The organism is Acinetobacter sp. CIP-A165 (assembly GCF_000367985.1).
In the GTDB taxonomy this organism is placed as follows: domain Bacteria; phylum Pseudomonadota; class Gammaproteobacteria; order Pseudomonadales; family Moraxellaceae; genus Acinetobacter.
This window is the reverse complement of the sequence record NZ_KB849202.1, coordinates 1,509,723-1,532,556: the sequence shown is the minus strand read 5'-3', so window position 1 is coordinate 1,532,556 and position 22,834 is coordinate 1,509,723. Positions and strand designations below refer to the sequence as shown.

Genomic DNA, 22,834 nt, shown 5'->3' with positions numbered 1-22,834 from the left:
GAATAGTGATGAACGCAGCAGTATTAGCCACGCCAAGTGTCGAAGAGTATTTAGATTTAGGTTTACGTGATCAATGGCATCCAGTGCTTGCAAGCTGGGAAGTTGCAGCAAATCCAGTGGGGATCACTCGTTTAGGTGAAAATATTGTGGTTTGGCGTGATGACCAAGGTCAAGTCCATGCCTTAGAAGATCGCTGCCCGCATCGTGGCGCACGTCTTTCTTTGGGTTGGAATCTTGGAAATCGCGTTGCTTGTTGGTATCACGGTGTAGAAGTTCGCCACGATGGTGTGGTTGAAGATGTACCCGCTGTACATGACTGCCCAATGAAAGGCACAAAATGTATAAAAAGTTATCCAGTGATCGAAGCGCACGGTGCGATTTTCATGTGGTTTGGGATTGATCCAAGTGAAGAGCCTAAAGCACTTGAGTTTCCTGAACAACTTGCGAGTGAAGACTGGAGTTCATTCCTTTGCCAAGCGGATTGGAAAGTGAATCATCAATATGCGATCGATAATGTGATGGACCCAATGCATGGTAGTTATTTGCATTGCACATCTCACTCAATGGCAGAAGGTGATCGCACCGCGGAAATGAAACATCGTTCAACTGAGCATGGTTTTGTTTTTGAAAAAGAAGGTCAAATCGGTGTCAACTTTGACTGGGTTGAATATGCCAATACGGGTGCAAGCTGGTTGCGTCTTTCGATCCCATATCGTAAAGATTTTGGACCGGGTGGTGAGTTCTGGATTGTGGGTTATGCAACACCGATTGATGCCAATAACACTCGTGTGTTTTTCTGGCGTTGTCGTAAAGTCAGCGGCTGGCAGCGTAATGTGTGGCGTTTCCTCTATCGTAATCACTTGGAAAAATTGCATTGGGATGTATTGGAACAAGATCGCATTATTTTAGAAAACCTTGCTCCGAATGCACGTCAACAAGAATTCCTCTATCAACATGATGTCGGTTTGTCTCGTTTACGTCGTTTAATGAAAAAAGAGGCAGAAAAGCAATTAAAGAAAATTGCAGCGTTGAATAGCTCAAACCGGATTGAAATGCAGGAAGAAGCGCATGGCTAATGTCGCATTGTTACAAGGTAAAAAAGTCCTTGTCACAGGCGCGGCAAGAGGCTTGGGACGCGATTTTGCACAAGCAATTGCAGAAGCAGGTGCGCACGTTGTCATGGCGGATATTTTAACTGATCTGGTGCAGCAAGAAATAGTTGCCTTACAGGCGCAAGGTCTAAATGTTGAGGCGGTAACGATCGACTTGGCGAATGCAGATTCGATTGAACTAGCTGTTCAGCAAACCGTTGAATACTTGGGTGGGATCGATGGCTTGGTGAATTGTGCGGCCCTTGCAACCAATGTTGGTGGCAAAAGCATGATGGATTATGACGCTGATCTTTGGGATCGTGTGATGAACATCAATGTCAAAGGGACGTGGTTAGTGACAAAGGCCTGTGTGCCTTATCTTAAAGAGTCTGAGGCAGCAAAAGTCATTAATGTGGCATCGGATACAGCACTTTGGGGCGCCCCAAATCTGATGGCTTATGTGGCAAGTAAAGGTGCTTTGTTGGCGATGACGCGTTCAATGGCGAGAGAGTTAGGGCCGTTCAATATTTGTATCAATACGCTTTCACCAGGATTGACTCTGGTCGAAGCAACCGAATATGTACCGCAAGAACGCCATGATTTATATGTCAATGGTCGTGCGATTCAACGGCAGCAGTTACCTCAGGATTTAAACGGAACAGCCTTGTATTTACTGTCGGAATTGTCCTCATTTGTGACGGGTCAAAATATTCCCGTAAATGGTGGTTTTGTCTTTAATTAAGGAGTGATCACATGATTACAGGGATTGAGATTTTAAAGTTTGGCGTCGAGGACAGAGCTGCTTCAAATAAGTTTTTAGCAGACTTCGGATTAACGCACACTCATTCAGACATTGAAGGTGCTGATCTCTATCAAACCCAAAACGGCAGCAAAATTTATTTATTTGATTGTGATGATGCGCGTTTACCTCAAGCAATCGAATCAGGTTCGACTTTACGCGAAGTCATATGGGGTTTAGATGATATAGCACATGATTTACCGGATTTAGCTGTTCGATTGCAAGATGTAAATGGTTTTGAGGCAACAGAAGAAAGTGTGCAATGTATTGATCCTAATAGGATGACCATTCGCTTTCAGAAAAGTTTTACCCACGAAATACCTGCGTTAAGAACCGAAGGGATCAATCAGTACGGAACAGTCAATCGTATCAATGCTGCCAGTCCTGTTTATGAGAAAGGTCAACCTGTTGCGATTGGTCATGTGGTGTTCTTCACCCCAGATTTGGAAAAAACCGAACAGTTCTATATTGAAAAACTGGGGTTCTACTTATCAGATGCTTATCGTAATCGTGGTGCATTTTTGCGCTGCCGAGGCAAGGGTTATCATCATGATTTGTTCTTACTTTCAGTACCCAATAAACCCGCAGGTCTAAACCATGTTGCCTTTGTGGTGCGTGATATTCATGAAGTCATTGGTGGTGGATTAAATATGAATCGTTCCGAATGGTCGACTTTTATCGGTCCAGGTCGGCATCCAATTTCTTCAGCTTACTTTTGGTATGTCAACTCGCCATTAGGCGGTGCATTTGAGTATTACACCAATGATGATTATTTGACTGAGGAATGGCAGCCACGTGTTGAAGAACACTGTTTAGAACTATTCACTGAATGGGCGATTGAAGGCGGTCTAGATGATCATACCCGTCGTCAAGTCAAACCTGCGTAAGACTCAATCGGGCAGGGAGATCAAGCTATGGAAAGAATCGTAATTGTTGGTGCAGGTCAGGCAGCAGGTTGGGCGGTAAGCACGCTACGTCAAAATGGATACTTAGGTGAGATTCATGTGGTATCCAATGAAGATCAAGTGTTTTACGAGCGTCCACCACTTTCTAAACAGGTGCTATCAAAAGAAGCCAGTTATGAAAGTTTGCATCTGTTTTCTCCAGAGCAAGTGCAAGAATTTAATATTCAGTGGCATAAGCCTGCTGTGGCGACTCAAGTCGATCGCCAGCTGAAACATGTGGTCTTAGCAAGCGGTCAAATTTTACCTTATGACAAGTTGTTGATCGCAACCGGAAGTCGTGCCCGTATTCCAGTCAATACATGGCAATTTATCCCGAATGTGGTGACTTTACGTAATGTGCAAGATTGTGAGCGTCTTGCTGAAATCTTACAGCATGCGCAAAAACTAGCGGTGATTGGCGGTGGCTGGATTGGTCTTGAAATTGCAGCAACGGCACGGAAACAAGGCAAAGAGGTTCATATTTTTGAATATGGTGATCGGCTCTGTGCCCGTAGTGTAAGTCCTGATGTATCTGATTTCTTGAAACAGATGCATGAACAACAAGGCACTCAGATTCATTTGAATAGTAAAAATTTGCATTTGATTGAAGCTGGTCATCAGAAAGTTGAAGTGGTGAATCATCCAAATGTAAGTGTATTGTTTGATTGTGTGGTGGTGGGTGCTGGGGCTGATATTGCCAAAGAACTAGGTGTCAATGCAGGCTTGGATGTCAAAGATGGCATCGTGGTGAATTGTTTTGGGCAAACCTCTGACCAAGATATTTATGCAGCAGGCGATGTTGCAACTCATCCGATGCTTGGATATTGCATTCAGTCTTGGGCAAATGCGCAGAACCAAGCGATTGCAGCAGCAAAGTCGATGTTAGGTATGGATACCGAATATGCCGATATTCCTTGGCTCTGGTCCGATCAATACCACTTCAATATTCAAATATTAGGAACTTATCAACCTGAAAGAACCAAACAGATCGTCGTACGTAAAAGTACAGATGATCAATGTAGCTATCTTTATTTAGATAATCAAAATTGCTTAATCAATATGATCGCAATCAATGATTCGAAACTGGTCAAATTGGCTAAACGTTGGATGCAGTCCAATACCATTTTAGACCCAAAATTATTAGCAGACCCTGAATTTAATGTCATGAAATTAAAACCATAAACATTAAATCCGGTTCATGACTCAATCGAAGGAATGAAGTATGAGTAATGAAGTGAAAAGTGGATGGAAGCATTGGGTTCCTGCTTTCGTTCTGATGGTATGTGTTGTTCTCGCATTTTTCGACAAAATCAGTATTGCAGTTTTGTTTGCGGATCCAACCTTCCAAGGTGCAATGGAGATTGCTGAGAACAAAGCCAAACTCGGATGGTTAATGACCAGTTTCTTGCTGGCTTACGGTTTTTCATCTGTATTCCTCAGTTTCCTAGGCGATATTTTCGACCCAAAGAAAATGCTGTTTTGGAGTGTTGCATCTTGGGGTGTGCTGATGTTGTGCATGGGCTTTACCACCAGTTATGCAGGGATGTTGTTCTTACGTATTTTGCTCGGTTTGGCTGAAGGGCCTTTATTCGCTTTGGCTTATACCATCGTGAAACAAACCTATACCGATCGTCAACAAGCACGTGCTTCGACCATGTTTTTGTTAGGAACACCGATTGGGGCTTTTCTTGGCTTTCCGATCACTGCTGCGGTATTAGCAAAATACGATTGGCATACCACATTCTTTGTGATGGCCGCTCTAACGCTTGTTGCTTTGTTTGCGATCATCATTGGTTTACGTGATTTAAAGCTTAAGAAAACCATTGAACTGCAATCCACCAGTAAACGCGTCAATTTTAAAGGTCATCTTCAGAACACCAAAGTGTTATTGCAGAACCGTTCATTTTGGTTGGTCTGTATCTTCAACATTGCTTTGATGACGTATTTGTGGGGATTAAACAGTTGGGTACCTTCTTATTTAATCCAAGACAAAGGCTTCAATCTTAAAGAGTTTGGAATGTATTCAAGCTTGCCATTCATTGCCATGTTGATTGGTGAAATCGTCGGTGCATTCCTTTCTGATAAGACAGGGCGACGTGCAATTCAAGTTTTTGGTGGTTTATTGGTCGCAGGTATTTTCATGTATGTGATGGTACTCATGACTGATCCAATTTTGGTAATTGCTGCGATGTCTTTCAGTGCAATGGCTTGGGGCTTTGGTGTGGCATCCGTATTCGCTTTGCTCGCCCGAGTGACTACTGCTGACGTCGGTGCAACAGCAGGTGGGATCTTTAATGGAATGGGTAATTTCGCCAGTGCAATCGCACCTGTTTTGATCGGTTACATCGTAATGCAAACACATAGTTTTAATCTAGGAATTACCTTCTTGGCAGCAGTCGCCGTTATTGGGTCGTTCTTCTTGCTTCCTTTATTGAAACGCTATTAATCAAAGAGATCTAGGAGTTAAAACATGACTACTCAACAATTTGAATCATGGAAACAGCCAGAAGGCATGAGTTTAAATGATTGGTTAAACACACGTATCGCACGTTTTGAAACACGTAAATATGACTTTGATGCGTTGAAGTTCCAAGCAGATTATGACCCGAAATATCGTCGTGCTCAAATGCGTTATATGGGAACTGGGGCAACTGGGGTAGTCAATGATGGCAACACTGTACCAGCAGAAAACTTCACTTTTTCAACCATGGTACTGCCTGCACAGTGTGAAGGTCCTTTGCATATTCATCACGATGTGGAAGAAGTGTTTTTCATGTTACGTGGTGAGATTGAATTATTCATTGAGCATAACGGTGAAAAATTCCAAACCAAACTCAAAGAGCGCGATCTGATTTCAATTCCACCGGGTATCTATCGTGGTTTGTTTAACCCTGGTCAAGAAGATGCATTGATGTGTGTGATGTTAGGTGCTGGAAAACCAACCATTCCGAACTATCCACCTGAGCATCCATTGTCTCAAATTAAACGTTAATTCGATGGATAAAAGTATTTGAGGAGTGAAATGATGACTTTGATCGACACATTAGCCAAATATCCAGTGAAAACTATTGAGGTCAATGGTCAAGTGCAAGCCTACCGTGAAGCTGGGCAGGGACAAGCACTGATCCTTTTACATGGGATTAGCTCAGGTTCAGCCTCTTGGGTGAATCAGTTAGATATGCTCAGTCATCATTTTCATGTCATTGCTTGGGATGCACCGGGTTATGGCATATCAACTGGCTTAAATATGGAACAGCCCAATGCAGCAGATTATGCACAACGTGTATTGGGTTTAATGGACGCTTTAGCGATTCAAAAAGCCATTGTAGTGGGACATTCGCTCGGCGCATTACAAGCCAGTGCCTTTGCCCATCTTTATCCTGAACGTGTTCAGACCTTAATCATTGCCAATGTGGCACAAGGTTACCAGCGTGCAGATGATGAAACCAAAGCACAGGTCTATCAAAAACGTCCACATATGCTGAAAAGCTTGGGCAATGCGGGCATGGCGGCAAGCCGTGGTCCACATTTAATTTATAAACAAGAAGCTCAGGCCCTTGCTTTGGTGAACGAGGTCATGAGCCATTTAACTTTAGACGGTTTTACCCGAGCATCATATTTGCTGGCGTATGACGAAATCAGAAATTATTTAAAGAATATTAACGTTTCTTGTGTGGTGATTGCAGGTGACAAGGATGAAATCACCCCTGCGCAAGCAATCAAGGAACTTGCTATCGAAATGCAATTGAGCCGATGTCATCTCATCACAGATGCAGGTCATCTGAGTTATGTCGATCAACCTGAACAGTTTAACGACATTGTTTTATCGGCAAATTAAGATTTAAACGAGAGATATGGATATGAGCTTCCAAGTTGAAGGAAAAGTAGCAGTGGTAACAGGTGGCTCGTCAGGCATTGGTTTGGCTGCTGTTGAAATTTTAGTTGCAGAAGGTGCCAAGGTTGCGTGGTGTGGTCGAGATGAGCAGCGTTTAGCGGCATCGAAACTTTATATTTTAGAGAAATATCCGCACGCCAATATTTACACCAGTATTTGCAATGTCTTAGACAAAGAAGATGTAAAACGATTCGCACAACAAGTGAATCAAAATTTAGGCAATGTCGACATGTTGATCAATAACGCGGGTCAAGGTCGTGTGTCGAATTTTGAAAATACCCAAGACGAAGATTGGATGAAAGAAATTGAACTCAAGTATTTCAGTGTATTGCATCCCATCCGTGCATTTTTAAATGATTTAAAGCAATCAGCTTGTGGCTCAATCACCAATGTGAACTCATTATTAGCATTGCAACCTGAGCCGCACATGATCGCAACCTCATCTGCACGTGCGGCATTATTGAATCTTACCCATTCACTGGCACATGAATTTACCCAATATGGTGTCCGAGTGAACTCGATTTTGCTGGGTATGGTGGAGTCAGCACAATGGAAACGCCGTTTTGAAACACGTTCAGACCCAAATTTGTCGTGGGAGCAGTGGACGGGAAATATTGCAAAGAGTCGCGGTATTCCGATGCAACGTTTAGGTAAGCCTGAAGAACCTGCACGTGCTTTGGTGTTCTTGGCATCGCCATTGGCATCCTATACCACAGGTTCAACATTAGATGTCTCTGGTGGATTTAATAAACATTTATAAGGTGTGCACATGAAACAGTTGATGATGATCGGTTTTGGCGCGATGGCAGCAGAGGTTTATACGCATATGCCACATGACCTACAACTTAAATGGATTGTGGTACCCGCACGGAGTGTTGAAAAAGTTCAGGCACAAGTTGCTCCAGATGTTCAGGTCATTTCATCAATTGATGAGTGTCAGGGCACACCTGATTATGTGATTGAAGTTGCTGGCCAAGCCGCGGTGAAAGAGCACGCGCAAAAGGTATTGGCAAAAGGTTGGACGATTGGTCTGATTTCTGTGGGGACTCTTGCGGACAACGACTTTTTTATTCAATTGAAAAATACAGCGGAACAACATGATGCACATCTGCACCTTTTAGCAGGTGCGATTGCAGGAATTGATGGAATCTCAGCGGCGAAAGAAGGTGGTTTAGAAAGAGTCACCTATAAAGGTTGTAAAAGCCCAAAGAGTTGGAGTGGCAGCTATGCCGAACAATTGGTAGATCTTGATCAAGTCAGTGAAGCAACCGTTTTCTTTCGTGGTACAGCGCGTGAAGCTGCACTGAAGTTTCCAGCCAATGCCAATGTTGCGGCAACCATTGCCCTTGCAGGTTTAGGTATGGATGAAACGATGGTTGAACTGACGGTTGATCCAAACATCAATAAAAACAAACACACCATCGTGGCAGAAGGTGTGTTTGGTGAAATGACCATTGAATTAGTTGGTGTGCCTTTGGCGAGCAATCCCAAAACCTCAACTTTGGCAGCGCTGAGTGTGATACGGGCGTGTCGCAATAGTGTTCAAGCGATTCAGATTTAAAAGGATTTGATCATGATAAAAGAAATTTATATCGCAGGTGAATGGCGATTAGGCAAGGGCGGTACGATTCAAAGTCTGTTTCCAGCAGATCAATCTGTGAATGCTGAGATTTCAACTGCGAGTTTAGATGATGTCAATGAAGCGATTGAAAAAGCGGATTTGGCATGGCGAAAAGCAGAGTGGCGCAACAGTTTACCGCATGAGCGTGCGCGGATTTTATATAAAGTGGCAGACATCATTGAAGCGCGTGTGGATGAACTTTCAAAACTACAAACCCGTGATAATGGTAAACCATTGATGGAAACACGTGCCTTGACCATGAGTGCCGCAGCAACTGCACGTTATGTCGCAGCAGCTTGTGAAACGATGAATGATGAATTGACCACGCAACGTGCAGCAGATTTCATGACGATGAGTGTGCATGAACCTGTGGGGGTAGTTGCGGCAATTACCCCATGGAATTCACCGATTGCCAGTGAAGTACAAAAACTTGCACCAGCCATTGCGGGCGGAAATGCTGTGATTTTAAAACCAGCAGAAGTGACTTCTTTGGTTGCTTTAGAACTTGCCAAAATCTTTGAAGAAGCAGGTTTGCCTAAAGGCTTACTCAGCGTGTTGGTTGGTCGTGGTTCTGTGATTGGTGATGCAATTGCGAAGCATCCATTGATACGCAAAATTTCATTTACAGGTGGAACCAGTACAGGTCGCCATTTGGCACATATCGCAGCAGATAAACTCATTACAACGTCTTTAGAACTTGGCGGAAAATCACCAACGATTGTACTAGCAGATGCGGATATTGAGCTTGCTGCGAAAGGTGTGGCTTATGGCATTTTTAGTTCAGCAGGACAGGCATGTATTGCAGGCGCTCGCTTGTTTGTGCATAGCAGTATTTATGAGCAATTCCTAAATCGCTTGGTTGAAATTACCAAAAGCTTGCGGGTTGGACATCCCGAAACAGCAGGTGTGCATCTCGGTTCTTTGATTAACCCTAAACACTTAGCATCAGTGGATGCTTATGTCCAATTAGCCAAAAAAGAAGGAGGGCAAATCCTTGTTGGTGGTCATGCGTTGACTGAGGGTGAGTTGGCAAAGGGTAGTTTTTATTTACCGACCATTATCACGGGTCTCAATAATTCAGCACAAACTTGTCAGGAAGAAATTTTTGGGCCTGTATTAGTCGTCATGAAATATGACGATGAAGCTGATCTGATTGCTCAAGCCAATGATAGTTGTTTTGGTTTGGCAGCAGGGATTTGGACTGAAAATTACCGTAAGGCATGGCAACTTGCCCGTGCTTTAGAAGTCGGAACAGTCTGGATTAATACCTATAAAAAATTCTCGATTTCTGCGCCATTTGGTGGCTTTAAAGAAAGTGGTATCGGACGTGAAAAAGGGCGTTTAGGCATTTTATCTTACATGCAGCAAAAAAGTATTTATATGGGATTGAGCGAGCAGCCAAATCCTTGGTGTGATTAATAAATTCATGGAATGAATAGTTTTTGAGGAATAAACCAATGACAGAACGTGTAAATGTAGGCGAAGCCATCGCGCGTGTTTTAGAAGCACATCAAGTGGATAGTATTTATGGCGTGATCTCGATTCATAACTTACCGATTGCTGATGCAGTCGGTCGCCGTGAAAAAATCCGTTTTGTGGCCGCACGCGGTGAGGCGGGTGCGGTCACTATGGCAGATGGTCATTCACGCTTTAAAGGTTTAGGTGTCGCTTTAACCAGTACTGGCGCAGGTGCAGGGAATGCGGTCGGTTCATTGATTGAAGCGGTGAATGCATGTAGCCCAGTGTTACATCTAACTGGTCAAGTTGAACGTGAATATTTAGATCGTGATGCAAGTTTCATTCATGAAACCAAAGATCAGCTCACCTTCTTACGTGCATCAAGCAAAGCCGCTTTTCGTATTACCAGCCCTGACAATGCTGTAGGCGTAATTCGTGAAGCGATTCGCGTAGCCACTACAGTACCCATGGGGCCGGTCAGTGTGGAGCTACCGATTGATGTTCAAGCAGCTGAAATTGACTTACCACTGAATCTAGGTCCAGTCAAAGCACTCGAATTGCCACAAGCAGATCAAGTTGAAGTTGATTTAATCGTTGATGAAATCAAAAAAGCCAAACGTCCAATTTTTTGGATCGGCGGTGGTACGCTCAATAGTGTTGATGAAGTCAAAGCTATTGCTGATCTCGGTATTCCAGTAGTATCTTCAACCCATGCACGTGGTGTATTGACAGATGATCATCCACGTAGTCTAGGTGCATTCCATAACTCAGCAGGGGTTGAGCAGCTGCTCAAAGATGCTGATTTGTTGGTTGTGGTCGGTTCGCGTTTACGCAGTAATGAAACCAAAACCTATTCAGTGCAGTTCCCTGAAAATATTATTCAGGTCGATGCCAACCCTGTCGCACAGCAACGTAATTACAAAATTCGCAACTTTATCTGTGGCGATGCCAAAGATGTATTACAACGTGTATTGACTGGCTTACAAGGTGTATCAAAAGTCGATGTGGAATATGATGCAGCCGTGGTTCAAGCAAAACAGGCTGCAATTGATGCCTTACGTATACAACTTGATCAATATGCTTTGATCTGTGATCACCTTCGTGCAGCACTGCCACAAGATGGCATCTTTGTGCGTGATATCACCATGTCAGGCAGTACGTGGGGCAGTCGTTTATTCCCAGTACAAGCACCAAACCAAAATATTCACTCTTTAGCAGGCGCAATTGGTTTAGGTTTAGCAACCGCAATAGGCGCTTCGATTGCCAATCCAGACAAGAAAGTGATTGGTTTGGTCGGTGATGGTGGTCTGATGCTCGGGATTGGTGAAATTGCCACTATGGCGCAAGAAAATACCAATATGGTACTGATGATCATGAATGATGGTGGTTATGGGGTGATGCGTGGCATCCAAAAAAATTACTTTGGTGGTCGTCAATATTTCAATGAATTACATACACCTGACTACAAAGTTCTAGGTGAGGCGATGGGCGTGAAAAGCTGGAAAGTTGGCAGTGCAGAGGATTTTAAAACAGTCATTCAGCAGGCCGTTGATTTCCAAGGACCAAGCGTCATCGAATTGGATATGCATTCAATTGGGCCACTGAATTTTGCAGGTCCGCCACAAAAGAAATTGTATTAATCCATCTCAGCATTGCTAGGTAGGGCTGATAAAGAATGATTTGTAGGCAAAATTTTTTGTCTACAAATCAATAAAAACTATGTTTTATAGGTAAAACAAAAAACAGAGCCAACAGGATGGTTGGTATCAAAGCGAAGGAATATGATATGAAAAAGACAGTGATGGTCGCGATGCTTGCTGCATGTTATTTGGGTACAGCATCTCATGCATTTGCACAAAGTTCAGCACTAGAATGGAAAAGTGAAGATGGGACGGATTCTGTCAAACTGGGTGGTGTGGTTCGACTCAATCAACGTTACGAAAATTGGGAGGGACCAAATGGTGGTTTTGGAAAACTCTATTTTGATATTTTCCGAGTTGATCTGAAAGGTAAGTTTGATGATGCCTATTTTAACGCCAGTTACCTCTTTCAAGATCAAGGTAAACGCTCGATAGAAAAAGCCTATGTGGGTTATCATCTGGATGAAAATAACAGCATAGAAGCTGGTTTTGTCTATAAACCTTTTGCAATTTATCCTTATCCACAAAATGGTTGGACTTATCACATTCCATTTTTCTTGGGTTATGGTAATAACATTGCTCCAGGTTTGAATTGGAATTTTCAGAATAAAGAATGGGACATGAAGCTGGGCTATTATCCTGAAATGCTCGCAACCAATCTTCGTTATTCTCCTGAAAGTGCCACCTATGATGATTTGGCTGAAAATGCATTCCCAACACAACAAGGCTATCAAAATGAAAAACGTCATCAAGTGAATACACGGATTGTTCGTAAGTTAGAAACCGAATTTGGCAAGCAAGAATTTGGTGTTTCAGGTGCTATTGCTCAGCTACACAATAAAATTACTGATAAAGATGGTAAGTATTATGCTGTTGGTTTGCATACAGATAACAATTACAAACGCTTTAATTTACAAAGCTCGGTAATACATTATCAATATGATGCGAAAAATCCAGATGGTGTAAACAATGATATGACACTGATGGGCGCGAATGGTTTTACCCCTGCTTATTTTATTGCTTCTGAGGCTACAGTAGCCAGTTTAAATTTGGCTTATACCTTACCCGTTCAAGACATGGGGAAACTCAAAGCAATCCGTTTCTACAATGATTATAGTTATTTAGACAAAAAAAGGGATGATTGGTCTGATTCGCAAATGAATACCACAGGGATGATGTTTATTGCTTCGCCATTTATGGTGTGGACTGATTATACATGGGGAAAAAACGCCAATATCATTGGTGGTGCAACCAATGCCACAGGCTTTACTTCAACCGTCTCTCCAAATAGTGACAAATGGCTTTATCGTATTAATTTGAATATTGGATTTAGTTTTTAAAATTTGATCACAAACAAAAAAGCAAAGCCGAGGCTTTGCTTTTTTGTGATTGAATTGCCAGCTTAGATTTTGTTGATCAAATCGTTGATTTGTTTTGCTTGTTCAGCAGCATTACCTGTATATGTAGCAGGTGTAAGCTCTGCTAAACGCGCGCGTTCATCTGCTGGTACTTGTAATAGTTCATCACCATTCACAAAATCAACCATCATGTCACGTGTCATTGCTTGACCACGCGTCAATGCTTTTAATTTTTCGTATGGTTTTTCAACATTATAACGACGCATAACGGTTTGAATTGGCTCGGCAAGCACTTCTTGCGCTTGGTCTAGATCTTCATTAATACGTTGTGCATTCAGCTCAAGTTTACCAACGCCTTTTAGGCATGCATCAAAAGCAATCAAGCTTTGGGCAAAACCAACACCCATGTTACGGAGTACAGTTGAGTCAGTTAAGTCACGCTGCCAACGAGAAACAGGAAGTTTTTCACCGAGGTGACTCAATACTGCATTGGCAATACCTAAGTTACCTTCAGAGTTTTCAAAGTCAATTGGATTCACTTTGTGTGGCATCGTTGAAGAACCCACTTCGCCATCTTTTAACTTTTGTTTGAAGTAACCAAGCGAGATATAACCCCAAACGTCACGGTTAAAGTCGATCAAGATGGTGTTATAACGACGTAATGCATCAAACAATTCAGCCATGTAATCATGCGGTTCGATTTGCGTGGTGTATGGGTTGAAGCTTAGGCCTAAAGACTCAACAAATGCTTGCGCATGAGCAGCCCAATCAATTTCTGGATAAGCAGAAAGGTGAGCATTGTAGTTACCAACCGCGCCATTGATCTTGCCAAGTAATTCAACATTTTCAAATTGCTTGATCTGACGTGCTAAACGATAAGCAACGTTAGCCATTTCTTTACCCAACGTAGTAGGGCTAGCAGTTTGACCATGAGTACGAGACAACATTGGTTGTTCAGCATGGGTGGTTGCCAAAGCTGAAATCGCATTTAAAAGTTGCTTCATACTTGAAACTAAAACTTCACGACCATTTTTAAGCATCAATGCATGAGACAAGTTGTTGATGTCTTCTGATGTGCATGCAAAGTGAATAAATTCACCTGCATTTTTTAATTCATCAATGTTGGCAATTTTTTCTTTAAGGAAATATTCAACTGCTTTTACATCGTGGTTAGTTGTGCGTTCGATCTCTTTAATGCGGTTGGCATCTTGCTCAGAGAAGTCTGCAACAATCGCATCTAAAGCGGCATTGGTTTCAGCAGAGAATGCTGGAACTTCGATGATTTCTGCACGATTTGCCAGTGCTTGTAACCAACGCACTTCAACTGTGACACGAGCGTGGATTAAACCAAACTCAGACAAAAAAGGGCGTAGTGCATCGCATTTGCTTGCATAACGTCCATCAAGTGGTGAGAGTGCGGTTAAAGCATTCATACAGATTCCTTAATCTTGGAATAAACATAAAAATAAATTCGTTGTAGCATCGGTTTAAACCACCTGATACTGCAAACGAGCGAGAGCTTGAATATCGTGCAATAACTTACGTTTGCTAAAAATCATACCCCATGAACTGCCACCGAGTTGTCGCCATAAATGGGCAAGCTGTATGCCGGTAAACAGGCAAGCTCGAATGCGATTGGTATGGTTCATATCTTTGAAAGCTTCAGCATTGCCACGGACTAAAATGCGTGGATTAATTTGACCCGCAGTTTCAACATAAGTTTGCGCTAAACTGGCAATAATACTTGGGTGTAAATAGTTATTATCGAAAAAAGACAACTGTTTTAAGATTTTTTGTTGTGCTTTTTCAATGATTTTTACATATTCTGGGTTGCTATAAACTTTCTTTTCTAACTGCAATAGTGCCATTGCATAAGACATTGGAAGTTTGGCAGTGCCCAGTTTAGGAACTCTTGATTTCGGCGCGGTATTAAAAGGCTGAGTAATACAGCCTTCTAGGGTTTTTAAGCCCAATGAAATATCAGCGAGTTGATTAAAAAAATCTAAAGTCTGCGTTGCACTATTACTGGCGGGACGAATATTTAAACTGGCTTTGATCAGTAGTTCTAAATAGAAATTACCACTGTCACCAATACTTTGTTGACCTGCCATCGCCGTCATATGCGTAAGCTGAGTTGCCTGAAAGACAGCTGCCAATGCCAAAGCACGGTTTTGTCTAACATTCAACGCTTGAGTGGGCTGAAAGGGGAACTCCGCCATGCTTCGCTTCCAATATCCTTAAATAAAATCTGGCTGAGGTGCATTGGTATGGTGAATAACACCACCGCCTAAGCAGACCTCTCCTGAATAAAACACCACACTTTGCCCAGGAGTAACGGCTCTTTGTGGTTCATCAAATTCAACACGAATTCCATTTTCTGTCTGTTCATCGCGGTAAATTGTACATGCTTGATCCGACTGACGATAACGTGTTTTAGCAGTACATCGGAAACCAGTGCTCGGAATTTCTTGTTCGCCAGCAACCCAATCAATCGACTCACTCCAAAGTTGTGTACTTTGCATGAGTGGATGTTCGTGTCCCTGTCCAATCACCAGTCGGTTATTGGCAATATCTTTGTGTAATACGAACCATGCACCTTCTTGTGCACCCTTCATACCACCAATCCCGATACCACCGCGCTGACCCAGCGTATAGTACATTAAGCCGTGATGTTCACCAACTTCTTTACCATTGTCTAAGACAATTTTTCCAGCTTGAGCAGGGAGGTATTGTTTTAAGAAATCACTAAAACGACGCTCACCAATAAAACAGATCCCTGTTGAATCTTTTTTCTTGGCTGTAGCGAGATCTAGTTCTTCTGCGATTTTGCGTACCTGAGGTTTTTCAATTTCACCGACAGGGAACAAGGTTTTATTAATTTCACGACCATGAACTGCATGGAGGAAATAAGTCTGATCTTTATTATTATCTACACCACGTAATAACGGTGCATACGTTTCACCACGTGAGTTTTGCATCGTTGCACCGCGACGCGCATAGTGACCAGTTGCAATAAAATCTGCGCCAAGAGTCATCGCGTGATCGAGGAAAGCACGGAATTTAATTTCTTTATTACAGAGAATATCTGGGTTAGGCGTACGTCCAGCCGCATATTCTGCTAAGAAGTGCTCAAACACACGATCCCAATACTCCATCGCAAAGTTCGCGGTATGTAGTTTGATCCCAATCTTATCTGCAACGGCTTGAGCATCAGCCAAGTCTTCTAGTGCTGTGCAATATTCCGTACCATCATCTTCTTCCCAGTTCTTCATGAAAAGACCTTCAACTTGATATCCTTGTTGAAGTAAAAGCGCGGCAGAAACAGAGGAATCTACACCACCAGACATACCGACGATGACACGTTGTTGCATAGGATTAAGCATCCAAATGAGGGGTTAATGAGGGAGAGAAAGGGTGCTCATAAATAAGCGATAAAGGATATTTCTTGCCAGCGAGGGCATCTTGAACAGCTTTTAAAACCAATGGGCTACGCGCACGTGCTGATTCTTGTAGTTCATCTACATTCATCCATACCGCAGCAACGATGCCTGTATCGAGTTGCGCATTTTCTTCAACTGAAGTGACATGTGCCAAGAAGCAAAAACGGTAATAGGTACGATCAGGAAACATCGGTGGCGTATAGGTATAAATACCGAGTAAGTGATCAACTTCAACATGATGACCTGTTTCTTCTAAGGTCTCACGAATTGCTGCCTGGATAATGGTTTCATCACATTCAACATGACCAGCAGGTTGATTAAACACGGTATGTACATAGCCCTCGCTGTGTTCTTCGACAAACAGAAAACGTCCGTCTTTTTCGACTACAGTGGCGACTGTGACATGAGGTGTCCAAGCGGTCATAGAAAGCACCATGATTTTAAAAAATGTATTCTACAAAATTTGGGGCAAGATGGCTAGGTTAAAGCCTTTTCTTGTGACTTGTATGCTTTTAATAAAAAATAACCTGAAAACAGACCAATTACGAATCCAAAACCAAATATGGGACCAAGCATGATTAAAATTTCATTCTTATAAATGTTTGAAGAATCACTTGTTCCATTTAAAGCAGAATAAAAACAAAGGGACAATACTGGTAGAGTTGTTGATAGCCCACCGAGTACACCACTGATTAAAACTATTCTAAAGTGACTTTTTACTTTGGGGAAAATGATATAGTTCATCAAAAAAGAATAGATGATGGATTGAACACCACAAGATAGTAGTATCATCAAGTACACACCTATCGCTCTGAAGATAAACCATATTGCTTCTAATACAGTAATACTGGAAATATAACGATATATCTCACTGAAAGTGGAAAATATCGCAATTACCAGAAATAAGAATGAAGTTACTAATGAAGGTAAAATAAAACCCAAATATAAGAGTTTTTTAGATACTTTGATCATTGTTATCTCTTAATTATGTGATTACTTGATTTTTATAATCATTTTTCACTTTCACATAGTTCTGCGCCGAATAAGGTAAAAATGCTTTTTCTTTATCTGTGAGAGGGCGGACTTGCTGAACTGGGCTACCAACATACAGATAACCGCTTTTTAAGACTTTACGGGGTGGAACTAAACTACCTGCACCGATCATCACATCATCTTCAATAATCACGTCATCTAACACTACGGTATTAATCCCAATCAGGACGCGATTACCAATAGTACAGCCATGTAAAGTCACATGATGCCCAACAGTCACATCTTCACCAATCACTAAAGGCGAACCGTTTGGTTTAGATTGATTTTTATGGCTGACATGCAACATACAATGATCTTGTACATTACTGTTTTTGCCAATCTGAATCGAATTCACATCACCACGAATCACGGCAAATGGCCATACTGAAACATTCTCAGCTAATTTGACATCACCAATCACGACAGCCATGTCATCGATATAACAGCTTGAATCAATATTAGGTGTTTGGTCTAAATAAGCGCGAATGTTCTTGGTCATAAGGGGCATCAACATAAAAGATAGCGGAATTATAAAATAAAAAAGCACTCGGACTAAATAGTCAGAGTGCTTAATTCACTTATTCAAAAATGAGGATTTAGAATAAGTTACCAAAGAATAATTTAATATGATCAATCATACGTGCAAAGAAACCTGCTTCTTCGATCGGTTTTAACGCAACAAGTGGTTTTTCAGCAATCACTTTACCATCAAGGCTAGCAACCAACTTTCCAATGACTTGACCTTGAGCCAAAGGTGCATTGAGTTGTGGTTGTACCACGAGCTGAGTTTTGATTTTATCAGCTTGTCCTTTTGGCATGGTGACATTGAAGTTTTCAGCTAAGCCAATTTGAACGTCATCTTCTTTACCAAACCAAACTTTTGCTTTGGCAATGGCTTGGTTAGCAGGTTGGACATTTGCAGTCTCAAAGTTTGCAAAGCCCCAAGCGAGGAGCGCACGCGTTTGACTGGCACGTTCATTCATGCTTGGTGTTCCGAAGATCACCGAGATCAAACGCATTGGACCACGTTTACTTGAGGTGGTTAAACAATAACCTGCTTCATTTGTATGACCTGTTTTTAAACCATCCACACTTGGGTCAGTGTAAAGTAAAGCATTACGATTACCTTGTTTAATGCCATTAAAGGTAAATTCTTTTTCTGAATAAATTGGATAGTATTTTGAGCTGTCCTTAATGATATGTTGCGCCAAGATTGCCATATCTTTTGCAGTCGAGTAATGACCTTCAGCAGGCATACCTGTTGAGTTGATAAAGTTGGTATTGGTCATGCCAAGACGTTTAGCTTCTTGGTTCATCATATGAGCAAATGTACCTTCATTGCCCGCGATATGCTCAGCCATTGCTTTTGATGCATCGTTACCAGATTGAACAATGATGCCACGTAGCATATCAAGGACAGTTGCGGAACTATTTAATGGAACATACATACACGACTCAGCGCTACTACCACGGCACCACGCCGATTCGTTCATGCGGACTTGCTCTTCTTCAGTCAGTTTGCCTTGTAGTAATTTTTGTTCAATGATGAAGCTGGTCATCATTTTGGTCATAGAGGCAGGCGCAAGTTTTTCATTTTCATTTTTTGCAGCGAGAATCTGACCTGTTTCATAATCCATTAATACGTAGGATTTATTGTTTAATTCTGGTGGAGCAGATAGGACAGTTGCTGCATATGAAAAGCTTGGCAAAAGTAGTAATGCAGCAATAGCGCTTTTTCTAGTCATTCGAGGTGGTTCCAATATCTTGTATGGTACGGGATGAGCCTAGCATTTTAGGACAAAGCAAAGCCGACTTCTATGGGAGAAGTCGGCTTTTTCATACAGTATTGTAACTAAGAGATATCGATGACTTTTATTTGGTCATACCTGATACATTCTTGTGGTTACTGAATTAATAATTTCGAACATCTTCGCAAATTTGACGATTCTTCTCATCAGAAGCAGCTTTAGCATCTTTGCGTGCTTCAACGAGGACATTTTGGAAATCTTTTGCTTTTGCGCGTTTATTTAGGACATCAACGGCTTTGGATTCTTTCGGTAAATATTCTTTTACCAAGCGTTCGTAGCCTTGTGTAAACTTTTTATCTTCGTCAATTAAACTTGGACAAATTTCAGAGAGCACATAAATTGCGGCTAACTCTTCTTGTGTTGTTGTTTGTGACATTGGAGTCACTTCAATGTTTTCTGACTCATGTTTTGCATTTGCTGCATATGCAACCGGTGTTAAAGCACTCGAGGCAATAAGCAATGATAAACCTAGTGTTTTAAAAACATTTTTCTTCATAACAAACCAAACTCAAATTAAGACTTAAACGATTTGAATAACTTATAGCATAGAAGAAAAATAAAATTGTATATTTGCTGTAGGGAAAGTGGAGGAAATGTGGTTTTAAAGACCCCGCGAGTTAAACCACTGTGGCACTTTAATAATTGATTCATCTTCAAAAATTAAAGAGTTTAATCGCTAGGTTGAGTGGCTTTTGGTCTTGACTTGACTTGCGATTTGTTCTAAGACATTTTTAAAAAACAATCAAAACATCATGTCTGATGAGACTAACTTTTCAGAATGTTTCAGTAGATGAGCAATCTAAATAATAAATTGTTGAAGTTACGGTCAATCTGAGCAAGCCGAGTCCTTCTTTTATAATTAAACAAAAGTAAGCCTGTTTGCGATCATCGAAATGTGAATGGAAAAGGAGCAGGATATGACGACCAAATTTGAAGGCGGTATTGATATCGCATTGAAGCTACCACCACATCAATTCGAAGCGACTGTTGCTTTCTATCGTGATGTTATCGGTCTAAAGCAGATTACAGAAAAGGGCGCGGAAGTAGGCTTCGAATTCGGTCAAGTTAAATTATGGATTGATATCGCGCCAGAGATGAGCCAAGCCGAGATTTGGCTCGAATTATTTACGGATGATTTTGCTAAGGCTGCTAAACATCTTAGTGATGCTGGTGTTGTTCGTTGCGATGCAATTGAACCATTGCCAGAGGGCTTTCGAGGGGGATGGATTACAAATCCAGCCAACATTATCCATATGGTTCGTGAGCCAGATGCTTGGTAATTTCATTGTATTTTTAAGTTGCCAGAGTTGAAATAAATGTGGTTTTAAACAGACCTCTATCATCATTATTTGCCCTTTTGTATTTCTCCTATGAGCTGAAACAAAAGGGATCTATGAAAGAAGTTTAATATTTAAAACCACAAATAGACGATACTTTTAATTACGCTTCAAAATCTACGACTTCTTGGCACACTGTCTTTTGCTCAGCTCGGTCAACTTCTTTTGCAGCCTCATGAGCATCTTTGAGCAAAGCTTTGAACTCGGCATCTTGCTGCAAGCTTTCAAGTGAAGCTGATTTGTCTGAATAGCCACTTAAATAAGACGCTATGATTGTTTTAATGTTTTGGTCGAACTGGGCATTTTTACCGATCAATTTTGGACACATTTCGATCAGTACTTGCGCATTGGCGATATCATCTTTGATCAATGCATTTGCTTCTTGAACTGAAACGGCTTCATTTGCATAAATTGCTTGTGCTGTTAAAAGTGAGAAAGCAACCCCAAAAACTCGAATAAATTTAGATAAATGTCTCATGATTGTATAAATTTCTAATACTATGAAGTAATAAATATATATAATTCAATGAATAATTCAATTGAAAAAACTGTGTAGTAGACGGGCTATTGACATGTTATCAATACATGGTTGAAGTAGCAGCAAGCGCGAATGAGAGAGACTGGATTTTAGTGAATATTTTAATTGCAAATGATGATGGTGTATTCGCACCTGGGCTCCAAGCTTTGGCTTTAGCATTAAAACCTTTGGGTCGAGTTGTTGTGGTTGCCCCTGAAAGTGAGCGGAGTGGTTACTCAAGTGCATTAACCTTAGATCGTCCTTTACGTCCTATTCAGATTTCCGAAGATGTTTGGGCGGTAAATGGCACACCTGCGGATTGTGTTTATTTATCGACCAATGGGCTTTTTGATTTCGAATTTGATCTTGTGGTTAGTGGTATCAATAATGGAGCGAATTTGGGTGATGATGTTTTATATTCAGGCACTGTGGGCGCAGCGTTTGAAGGGCGATTAATGAAGCATCCTGCTATTGCGGTATCACTCGCAGGAGCAAATGTACGCGCATACGACCACCCTCAACAATATGCACAAGCAGCACAGTGGGTGCATGATTTCATTGCTCAAGGCTTGCCAATTTTGCCACCACGTCATATTTTCAATATTAATATTCCTGATGTTGAACTGATCAAAGGGACTCAAATCACCTATCAAGGGCGCAGGGCGCAGTCTAAACCGATTAGTAGTCATGTTGACCCACGAGGGCGTCAAGTCTATTGGATCGGTCTTGCAGGTGAGGCCGTGACTGATCCTCAACAAGCCTCGAGCCAGATCCAGTCAGACTTCTTTGCTGTTTCAAGTGGATATGTCAGTATCACACCGATTCAAATGGATGCAACCAATTACACTGTGTTAGACAATTTGCATAATCATGTGAATGGTAAATAACTTGAATGTTATAACTTTGTGAAGATCGTGCGTGAATGCTCGTTTTTTCTCACTTTTTTGGTACTCTAAGGCGCAAATAGATTAAGGATTTTTCGATGAGGGCGAAGATGCACTTAAACCATGTCTCGATTTTTCATTCACAAAAAATGATCAAAACAATCGTATTGTCTATGGCGGTTGCAACAGCGGCTGTTGTAACAGGTTGTGCATCTAAACCACAGGTGAGCGGTGGTGCAAGTTATGCACACGTACCAAACTATTACACAGTTCGTTCTGGTGATACTTTGAGTCGTATTGCAAATCGTTATGGGATGAACTATTTAGATATCGCAGCACTCAATGATATTGCGCCGCCATATCGAATTTATGTCAACCAATCATTGCGCTTAAAAGGTTCCGCTGCACAGCGAACAACATCAACACAAGCGATGGCGCAAACAGCTCCAATTCAGCGTCAAAGTGTCAATTTACCAACACAGCGACCAGTTACTCCACCAACTCAGACCGTCACCACGCCGACTCAACGACCTGTTGTTCCCGTCGTGCCTGTGAATCCTTCATCATCTACTTTGGCCTCAGGCCTACGCTGGGTTAAACCATCAAATGGTGCGATTATTCAAACCTTCAATTTGGCAAGTAATGTTAAAGGTACGCGTTATGGCGGCAATGTTGGCGATCCAATCTTTGCTGCTGCAAACGGGCAGGTTGTTTATGCTGCGGATGGCTTGAAAGAATATGGCAATTTGGTCTTGGTTAAACATGTTGATGGCTATATTACTGCTTACGCGCACAACAGCAAAATGTTGGTCAAGAGCGGAGACAACGTGACTGCTGGACAAAAAATTGCAGAGATGGGTTCTTCAGGGGCATCACGTGTCATGTTGGAGTTCCAAGTGCGGTTGGATGGTAAGCCAGTTAACCCAACAACAGTACTCCCTAACTAGTTTCATAACGTGAACAAACCCTCAACAAATTGTTAATAATCTCTAGTCTAACAATAGACTTCT

General features: G+C 41.7%; 24 protein-coding genes. 15 read left to right on the top strand and 9 right to left on the bottom strand.

The annotated features are described in order from the left end of the window. Window positions 1-8 precede the first annotated feature (8 nt). The 12 genes from F991_RS12785 (at window position 9) to F991_RS12730 (ending at window position 12,788) form a co-directional block, all read left to right on the top strand. Window positions 9-1,076 (top strand): aromatic ring-hydroxylating oxygenase subunit alpha, encoded by a 1,068-nt coding sequence (locus tag F991_RS12785; RefSeq protein ID WP_004671927.1) that lies wholly within the window; start codon window positions 9-11, stop codon window positions 1,074-1,076. Further along, complete coding sequence (locus F991_RS12780; RefSeq protein ID WP_004671924.1) at window positions 1,069-1,833, top strand: SDR family oxidoreductase; 765 nt, start codon at window positions 1,069-1,071, stop codon at window positions 1,831-1,833. The genes F991_RS12785 and F991_RS12780 overlap by 8 nt, the downstream gene beginning before the upstream one ends. Before the next feature lie 11 nt (window positions 1,834-1,844). Continuing rightward, window positions 1,845-2,777, top strand: a complete 933-nt coding sequence (locus tag F991_RS12775) for a VOC family protein (RefSeq protein ID WP_004671922.1) — start codon at window positions 1,845-1,847, stop codon at window positions 2,775-2,777. A gap of 27 nt (window positions 2,778-2,804) precedes the next feature. Further along, window positions 2,805-4,016 (top strand): NAD(P)/FAD-dependent oxidoreductase, encoded by a 1,212-nt coding sequence (locus F991_RS12770; protein ID WP_004671920.1) that lies wholly within the window; start codon window positions 2,805-2,807, stop codon window positions 4,014-4,016. Between the two features lie 40 nt (window positions 4,017-4,056). Beyond that, on the top strand, window positions 4,057-5,280 hold the full coding sequence (locus tag F991_RS12765) for an MFS transporter (RefSeq protein WP_004671919.1): 1,224 nt from the start codon (window positions 4,057-4,059) through the stop codon (window positions 5,278-5,280). A 24-nt stretch (window positions 5,281-5,304) separates the two neighbouring features. Further along, on the top strand, window positions 5,305-5,826 hold the full coding sequence (locus tag F991_RS12760; protein WP_004671918.1) for a cupin domain-containing protein: 522 nt from the start codon (window positions 5,305-5,307) through the stop codon (window positions 5,824-5,826). Between the two features lie 30 nt (window positions 5,827-5,856). Further along, window positions 5,857-6,672: an alpha/beta fold hydrolase gene (locus F991_RS12755; protein WP_034595570.1), complete on the top strand. Its 816-nt coding sequence runs from the start codon at window positions 5,857-5,859 to the stop codon at window positions 6,670-6,672. A gap of 22 nt (window positions 6,673-6,694) precedes the next feature. Continuing rightward, window positions 6,695-7,489 (top strand): SDR family oxidoreductase, encoded by a 795-nt coding sequence (locus tag F991_RS12750; RefSeq protein WP_004671913.1) that lies wholly within the window; start codon window positions 6,695-6,697, stop codon window positions 7,487-7,489. Window positions 7,490-7,498: 9 nt separating this feature from the next. After that, on the top strand, window positions 7,499-8,290 hold the full coding sequence (locus tag F991_RS12745; RefSeq protein ID WP_004671911.1) for an aspartate dehydrogenase: 792 nt from the start codon (window positions 7,499-7,501) through the stop codon (window positions 8,288-8,290). Between the two features lie 12 nt (window positions 8,291-8,302). After that, window positions 8,303-9,769, top strand: coding sequence for an aldehyde dehydrogenase (locus F991_RS12740; RefSeq protein WP_004671909.1), 1,467 nt, complete (start codon window positions 8,303-8,305; stop codon window positions 9,767-9,769). 38 nt (window positions 9,770-9,807) lie between these two features. Further along, window positions 9,808-11,448, top strand: coding sequence for a thiamine pyrophosphate-binding protein (locus F991_RS12735; protein ID WP_004671908.1), 1,641 nt, complete (start codon window positions 9,808-9,810; stop codon window positions 11,446-11,448). A 146-nt stretch (window positions 11,449-11,594) separates the two neighbouring features. Continuing rightward, a complete protein-coding gene (locus F991_RS12730; protein WP_034595664.1) occupies window positions 11,595-12,788 on the top strand; it encodes a hypothetical protein in 1,194 nt (397 codons plus the stop codon). Window positions 12,789-12,850: 62 nt separating this feature from the next. Here the strand turns inward: F991_RS12730 and purB are convergent, their stop codons facing one another. From purB to F991_RS12690, 8 genes are all read right to left on the bottom strand, one after another. Then, window positions 12,851-14,239 carry an adenylosuccinate lyase gene (gene purB, locus F991_RS12725; RefSeq protein WP_004671906.1) on the bottom strand — a complete coding sequence of 463 codons (1,389 nt, stop codon included), beginning with the start codon at window positions 14,237-14,239 and terminating at the stop codon, window positions 12,851-12,853. Window positions 14,240-14,293: 54 nt separating this feature from the next. After that, complete coding sequence (hflD, locus tag F991_RS12720; RefSeq protein ID WP_004671904.1) at window positions 14,294-15,025, bottom strand: high frequency lysogenization protein HflD; 732 nt, start codon at window positions 15,023-15,025, stop codon at window positions 14,294-14,296. An 18-nt stretch (window positions 15,026-15,043) separates the two neighbouring features. Further along, the gene (gene mnmA, locus F991_RS12715) at window positions 15,044-16,177 is read right to left on the bottom strand and encodes a tRNA 2-thiouridine(34) synthase MnmA (RefSeq protein WP_004671902.1); all 1,134 of its coding nucleotides are present in this window, start codon (window positions 16,175-16,177) and stop codon (window positions 15,044-15,046) included. Between the two features lie 4 nt (window positions 16,178-16,181). Then, a complete protein-coding gene (locus F991_RS12710; RefSeq protein WP_004671900.1) occupies window positions 16,182-16,670 on the bottom strand; it encodes an NUDIX hydrolase in 489 nt (162 codons plus the stop codon). 53 nt (window positions 16,671-16,723) lie between these two features. Further along, complete coding sequence (locus F991_RS12705; protein ID WP_004671898.1) at window positions 16,724-17,218, bottom strand: hypothetical protein; 495 nt, start codon at window positions 17,216-17,218, stop codon at window positions 16,724-16,726. Between the two features lie 13 nt (window positions 17,219-17,231). Then, complete coding sequence (locus F991_RS12700) at window positions 17,232-17,777, bottom strand: gamma carbonic anhydrase family protein (RefSeq protein ID WP_004671895.1); 546 nt, start codon at window positions 17,775-17,777, stop codon at window positions 17,232-17,234. 97 nt (window positions 17,778-17,874) lie between these two features. Continuing rightward, a complete protein-coding gene (gene dacC / locus F991_RS12695) occupies window positions 17,875-19,023 on the bottom strand; it encodes a D-alanyl-D-alanine carboxypeptidase PBP5/6 (protein WP_004671893.1) in 1,149 nt (382 codons plus the stop codon). 166 nt (window positions 19,024-19,189) lie between these two features. Continuing rightward, window positions 19,190-19,582: an MCR_0457 family protein gene (locus F991_RS12690; RefSeq protein WP_004671891.1), complete on the bottom strand. Its 393-nt coding sequence runs from the start codon at window positions 19,580-19,582 to the stop codon at window positions 19,190-19,192. Between the two features lie 421 nt (window positions 19,583-20,003). On the opposite strand from F991_RS12690, the gene F991_RS12685 reads away from it, so the two are divergent. Next, complete coding sequence (locus tag F991_RS12685; RefSeq protein WP_004671890.1) at window positions 20,004-20,366, top strand: VOC family protein; 363 nt, start codon at window positions 20,004-20,006, stop codon at window positions 20,364-20,366. A gap of 160 nt (window positions 20,367-20,526) precedes the next feature. Here F991_RS12685 and F991_RS12680 read toward each other — a convergent pair whose 3' ends face one another. Next, a complete protein-coding gene (locus F991_RS12680) occupies window positions 20,527-20,901 on the bottom strand; it encodes an MCR_0457 family protein (RefSeq protein WP_004671889.1) in 375 nt (124 codons plus the stop codon). A 152-nt stretch (window positions 20,902-21,053) separates the two neighbouring features. On the opposite strand from F991_RS12680, the gene surE reads away from it, so the two are divergent. Both surE and F991_RS12670 read left to right on the top strand, forming a co-directional pair. Then, window positions 21,054-21,827 (top strand): 5'/3'-nucleotidase SurE, encoded by a 774-nt coding sequence (surE, locus tag F991_RS12675; RefSeq protein WP_034595663.1) that lies wholly within the window; start codon window positions 21,054-21,056, stop codon window positions 21,825-21,827. A gap of 107 nt (window positions 21,828-21,934) precedes the next feature. Then, window positions 21,935-22,771: a peptidoglycan DD-metalloendopeptidase family protein gene (locus F991_RS12670; RefSeq protein ID WP_004671887.1), complete on the top strand. Its 837-nt coding sequence runs from the start codon at window positions 21,935-21,937 to the stop codon at window positions 22,769-22,771. The last annotated feature ends 63 nt before the right edge of the window (window positions 22,772-22,834 follow it).

Bases quoted from the DNA above. Each gene is read 5' to 3' on its own strand.
- F991_RS12785 (WP_004671927.1), top strand. From the start codon at position 9: ATGAACGCAGCAGTATTAGCCACGCCAAGTGTCGAAGAGTATTTAGAT.
- F991_RS12780 (WP_004671924.1), top strand. From the start codon at position 1,069: ATGGCTAATGTCGCATTGTTACAAGGTAAAAAAGTCCTTGTCACAGGC.
- F991_RS12775 (WP_004671922.1), top strand. From the start codon at position 1,845: ATGATTACAGGGATTGAGATTTTAAAGTTTGGCGTCGAGGACAGAGCT.
- F991_RS12770 (WP_004671920.1), top strand. From the start codon at position 2,805: ATGGAAAGAATCGTAATTGTTGGTGCAGGTCAGGCAGCAGGTTGGGCG.
- F991_RS12765 (WP_004671919.1), top strand. From the start codon at position 4,057: ATGAGTAATGAAGTGAAAAGTGGATGGAAGCATTGGGTTCCTGCTTTC.
- F991_RS12760 (WP_004671918.1), top strand. From the start codon at position 5,305: ATGACTACTCAACAATTTGAATCATGGAAACAGCCAGAAGGCATGAGT.
- F991_RS12755 (WP_034595570.1), top strand. From the start codon at position 5,857: ATGATGACTTTGATCGACACATTAGCCAAATATCCAGTGAAAACTATT.
- F991_RS12750 (WP_004671913.1), top strand. From the start codon at position 6,695: ATGAGCTTCCAAGTTGAAGGAAAAGTAGCAGTGGTAACAGGTGGCTCG.
- F991_RS12745 (WP_004671911.1), top strand. From the start codon at position 7,499: ATGAAACAGTTGATGATGATCGGTTTTGGCGCGATGGCAGCAGAGGTT.
- F991_RS12740 (WP_004671909.1), top strand. From the start codon at position 8,303: ATGATAAAAGAAATTTATATCGCAGGTGAATGGCGATTAGGCAAGGGC.
- F991_RS12735 (WP_004671908.1), top strand. From the start codon at position 9,808: ATGACAGAACGTGTAAATGTAGGCGAAGCCATCGCGCGTGTTTTAGAA.
- F991_RS12730 (WP_034595664.1), top strand. From the start codon at position 11,595: ATGAAAAAGACAGTGATGGTCGCGATGCTTGCTGCATGTTATTTGGGT.
- purB (WP_004671906.1), bottom strand. From the start codon at position 14,239: ATGAATGCTTTAACCGCACTCTCACCACTTGATGGACGTTATGCAAGC.
- hflD (WP_004671904.1), bottom strand. From the start codon at position 15,025: ATGGCGGAGTTCCCCTTTCAGCCCACTCAAGCGTTGAATGTTAGACAA.
- mnmA (WP_004671902.1), bottom strand. From the start codon at position 16,177: ATGCAACAACGTGTCATCGTCGGTATGTCTGGTGGTGTAGATTCCTCT.
- F991_RS12710 (WP_004671900.1), bottom strand. From the start codon at position 16,670: ATGACCGCTTGGACACCTCATGTCACAGTCGCCACTGTAGTCGAAAAA.
- F991_RS12705 (WP_004671898.1), bottom strand. From the start codon at position 17,218: ATGATCAAAGTATCTAAAAAACTCTTATATTTGGGTTTTATTTTACCT.
- F991_RS12700 (WP_004671895.1), bottom strand. From the start codon at position 17,777: ATGACCAAGAACATTCGCGCTTATTTAGACCAAACACCTAATATTGAT.
- dacC (WP_004671893.1), bottom strand. From the start codon at position 19,023: ATGACTAGAAAAAGCGCTATTGCTGCATTACTACTTTTGCCAAGCTTT.
- F991_RS12690 (WP_004671891.1), bottom strand. From the start codon at position 19,582: ATGAAGAAAAATGTTTTTAAAACACTAGGTTTATCATTGCTTATTGCC.
- F991_RS12685 (WP_004671890.1), top strand. From the start codon at position 20,004: ATGACGACCAAATTTGAAGGCGGTATTGATATCGCATTGAAGCTACCA.
- F991_RS12680 (WP_004671889.1), bottom strand. From the start codon at position 20,901: ATGAGACATTTATCTAAATTTATTCGAGTTTTTGGGGTTGCTTTCTCA.
- F991_RS12670 (WP_004671887.1), top strand. From the start codon at position 21,935: ATGCACTTAAACCATGTCTCGATTTTTCATTCACAAAAAATGATCAAA.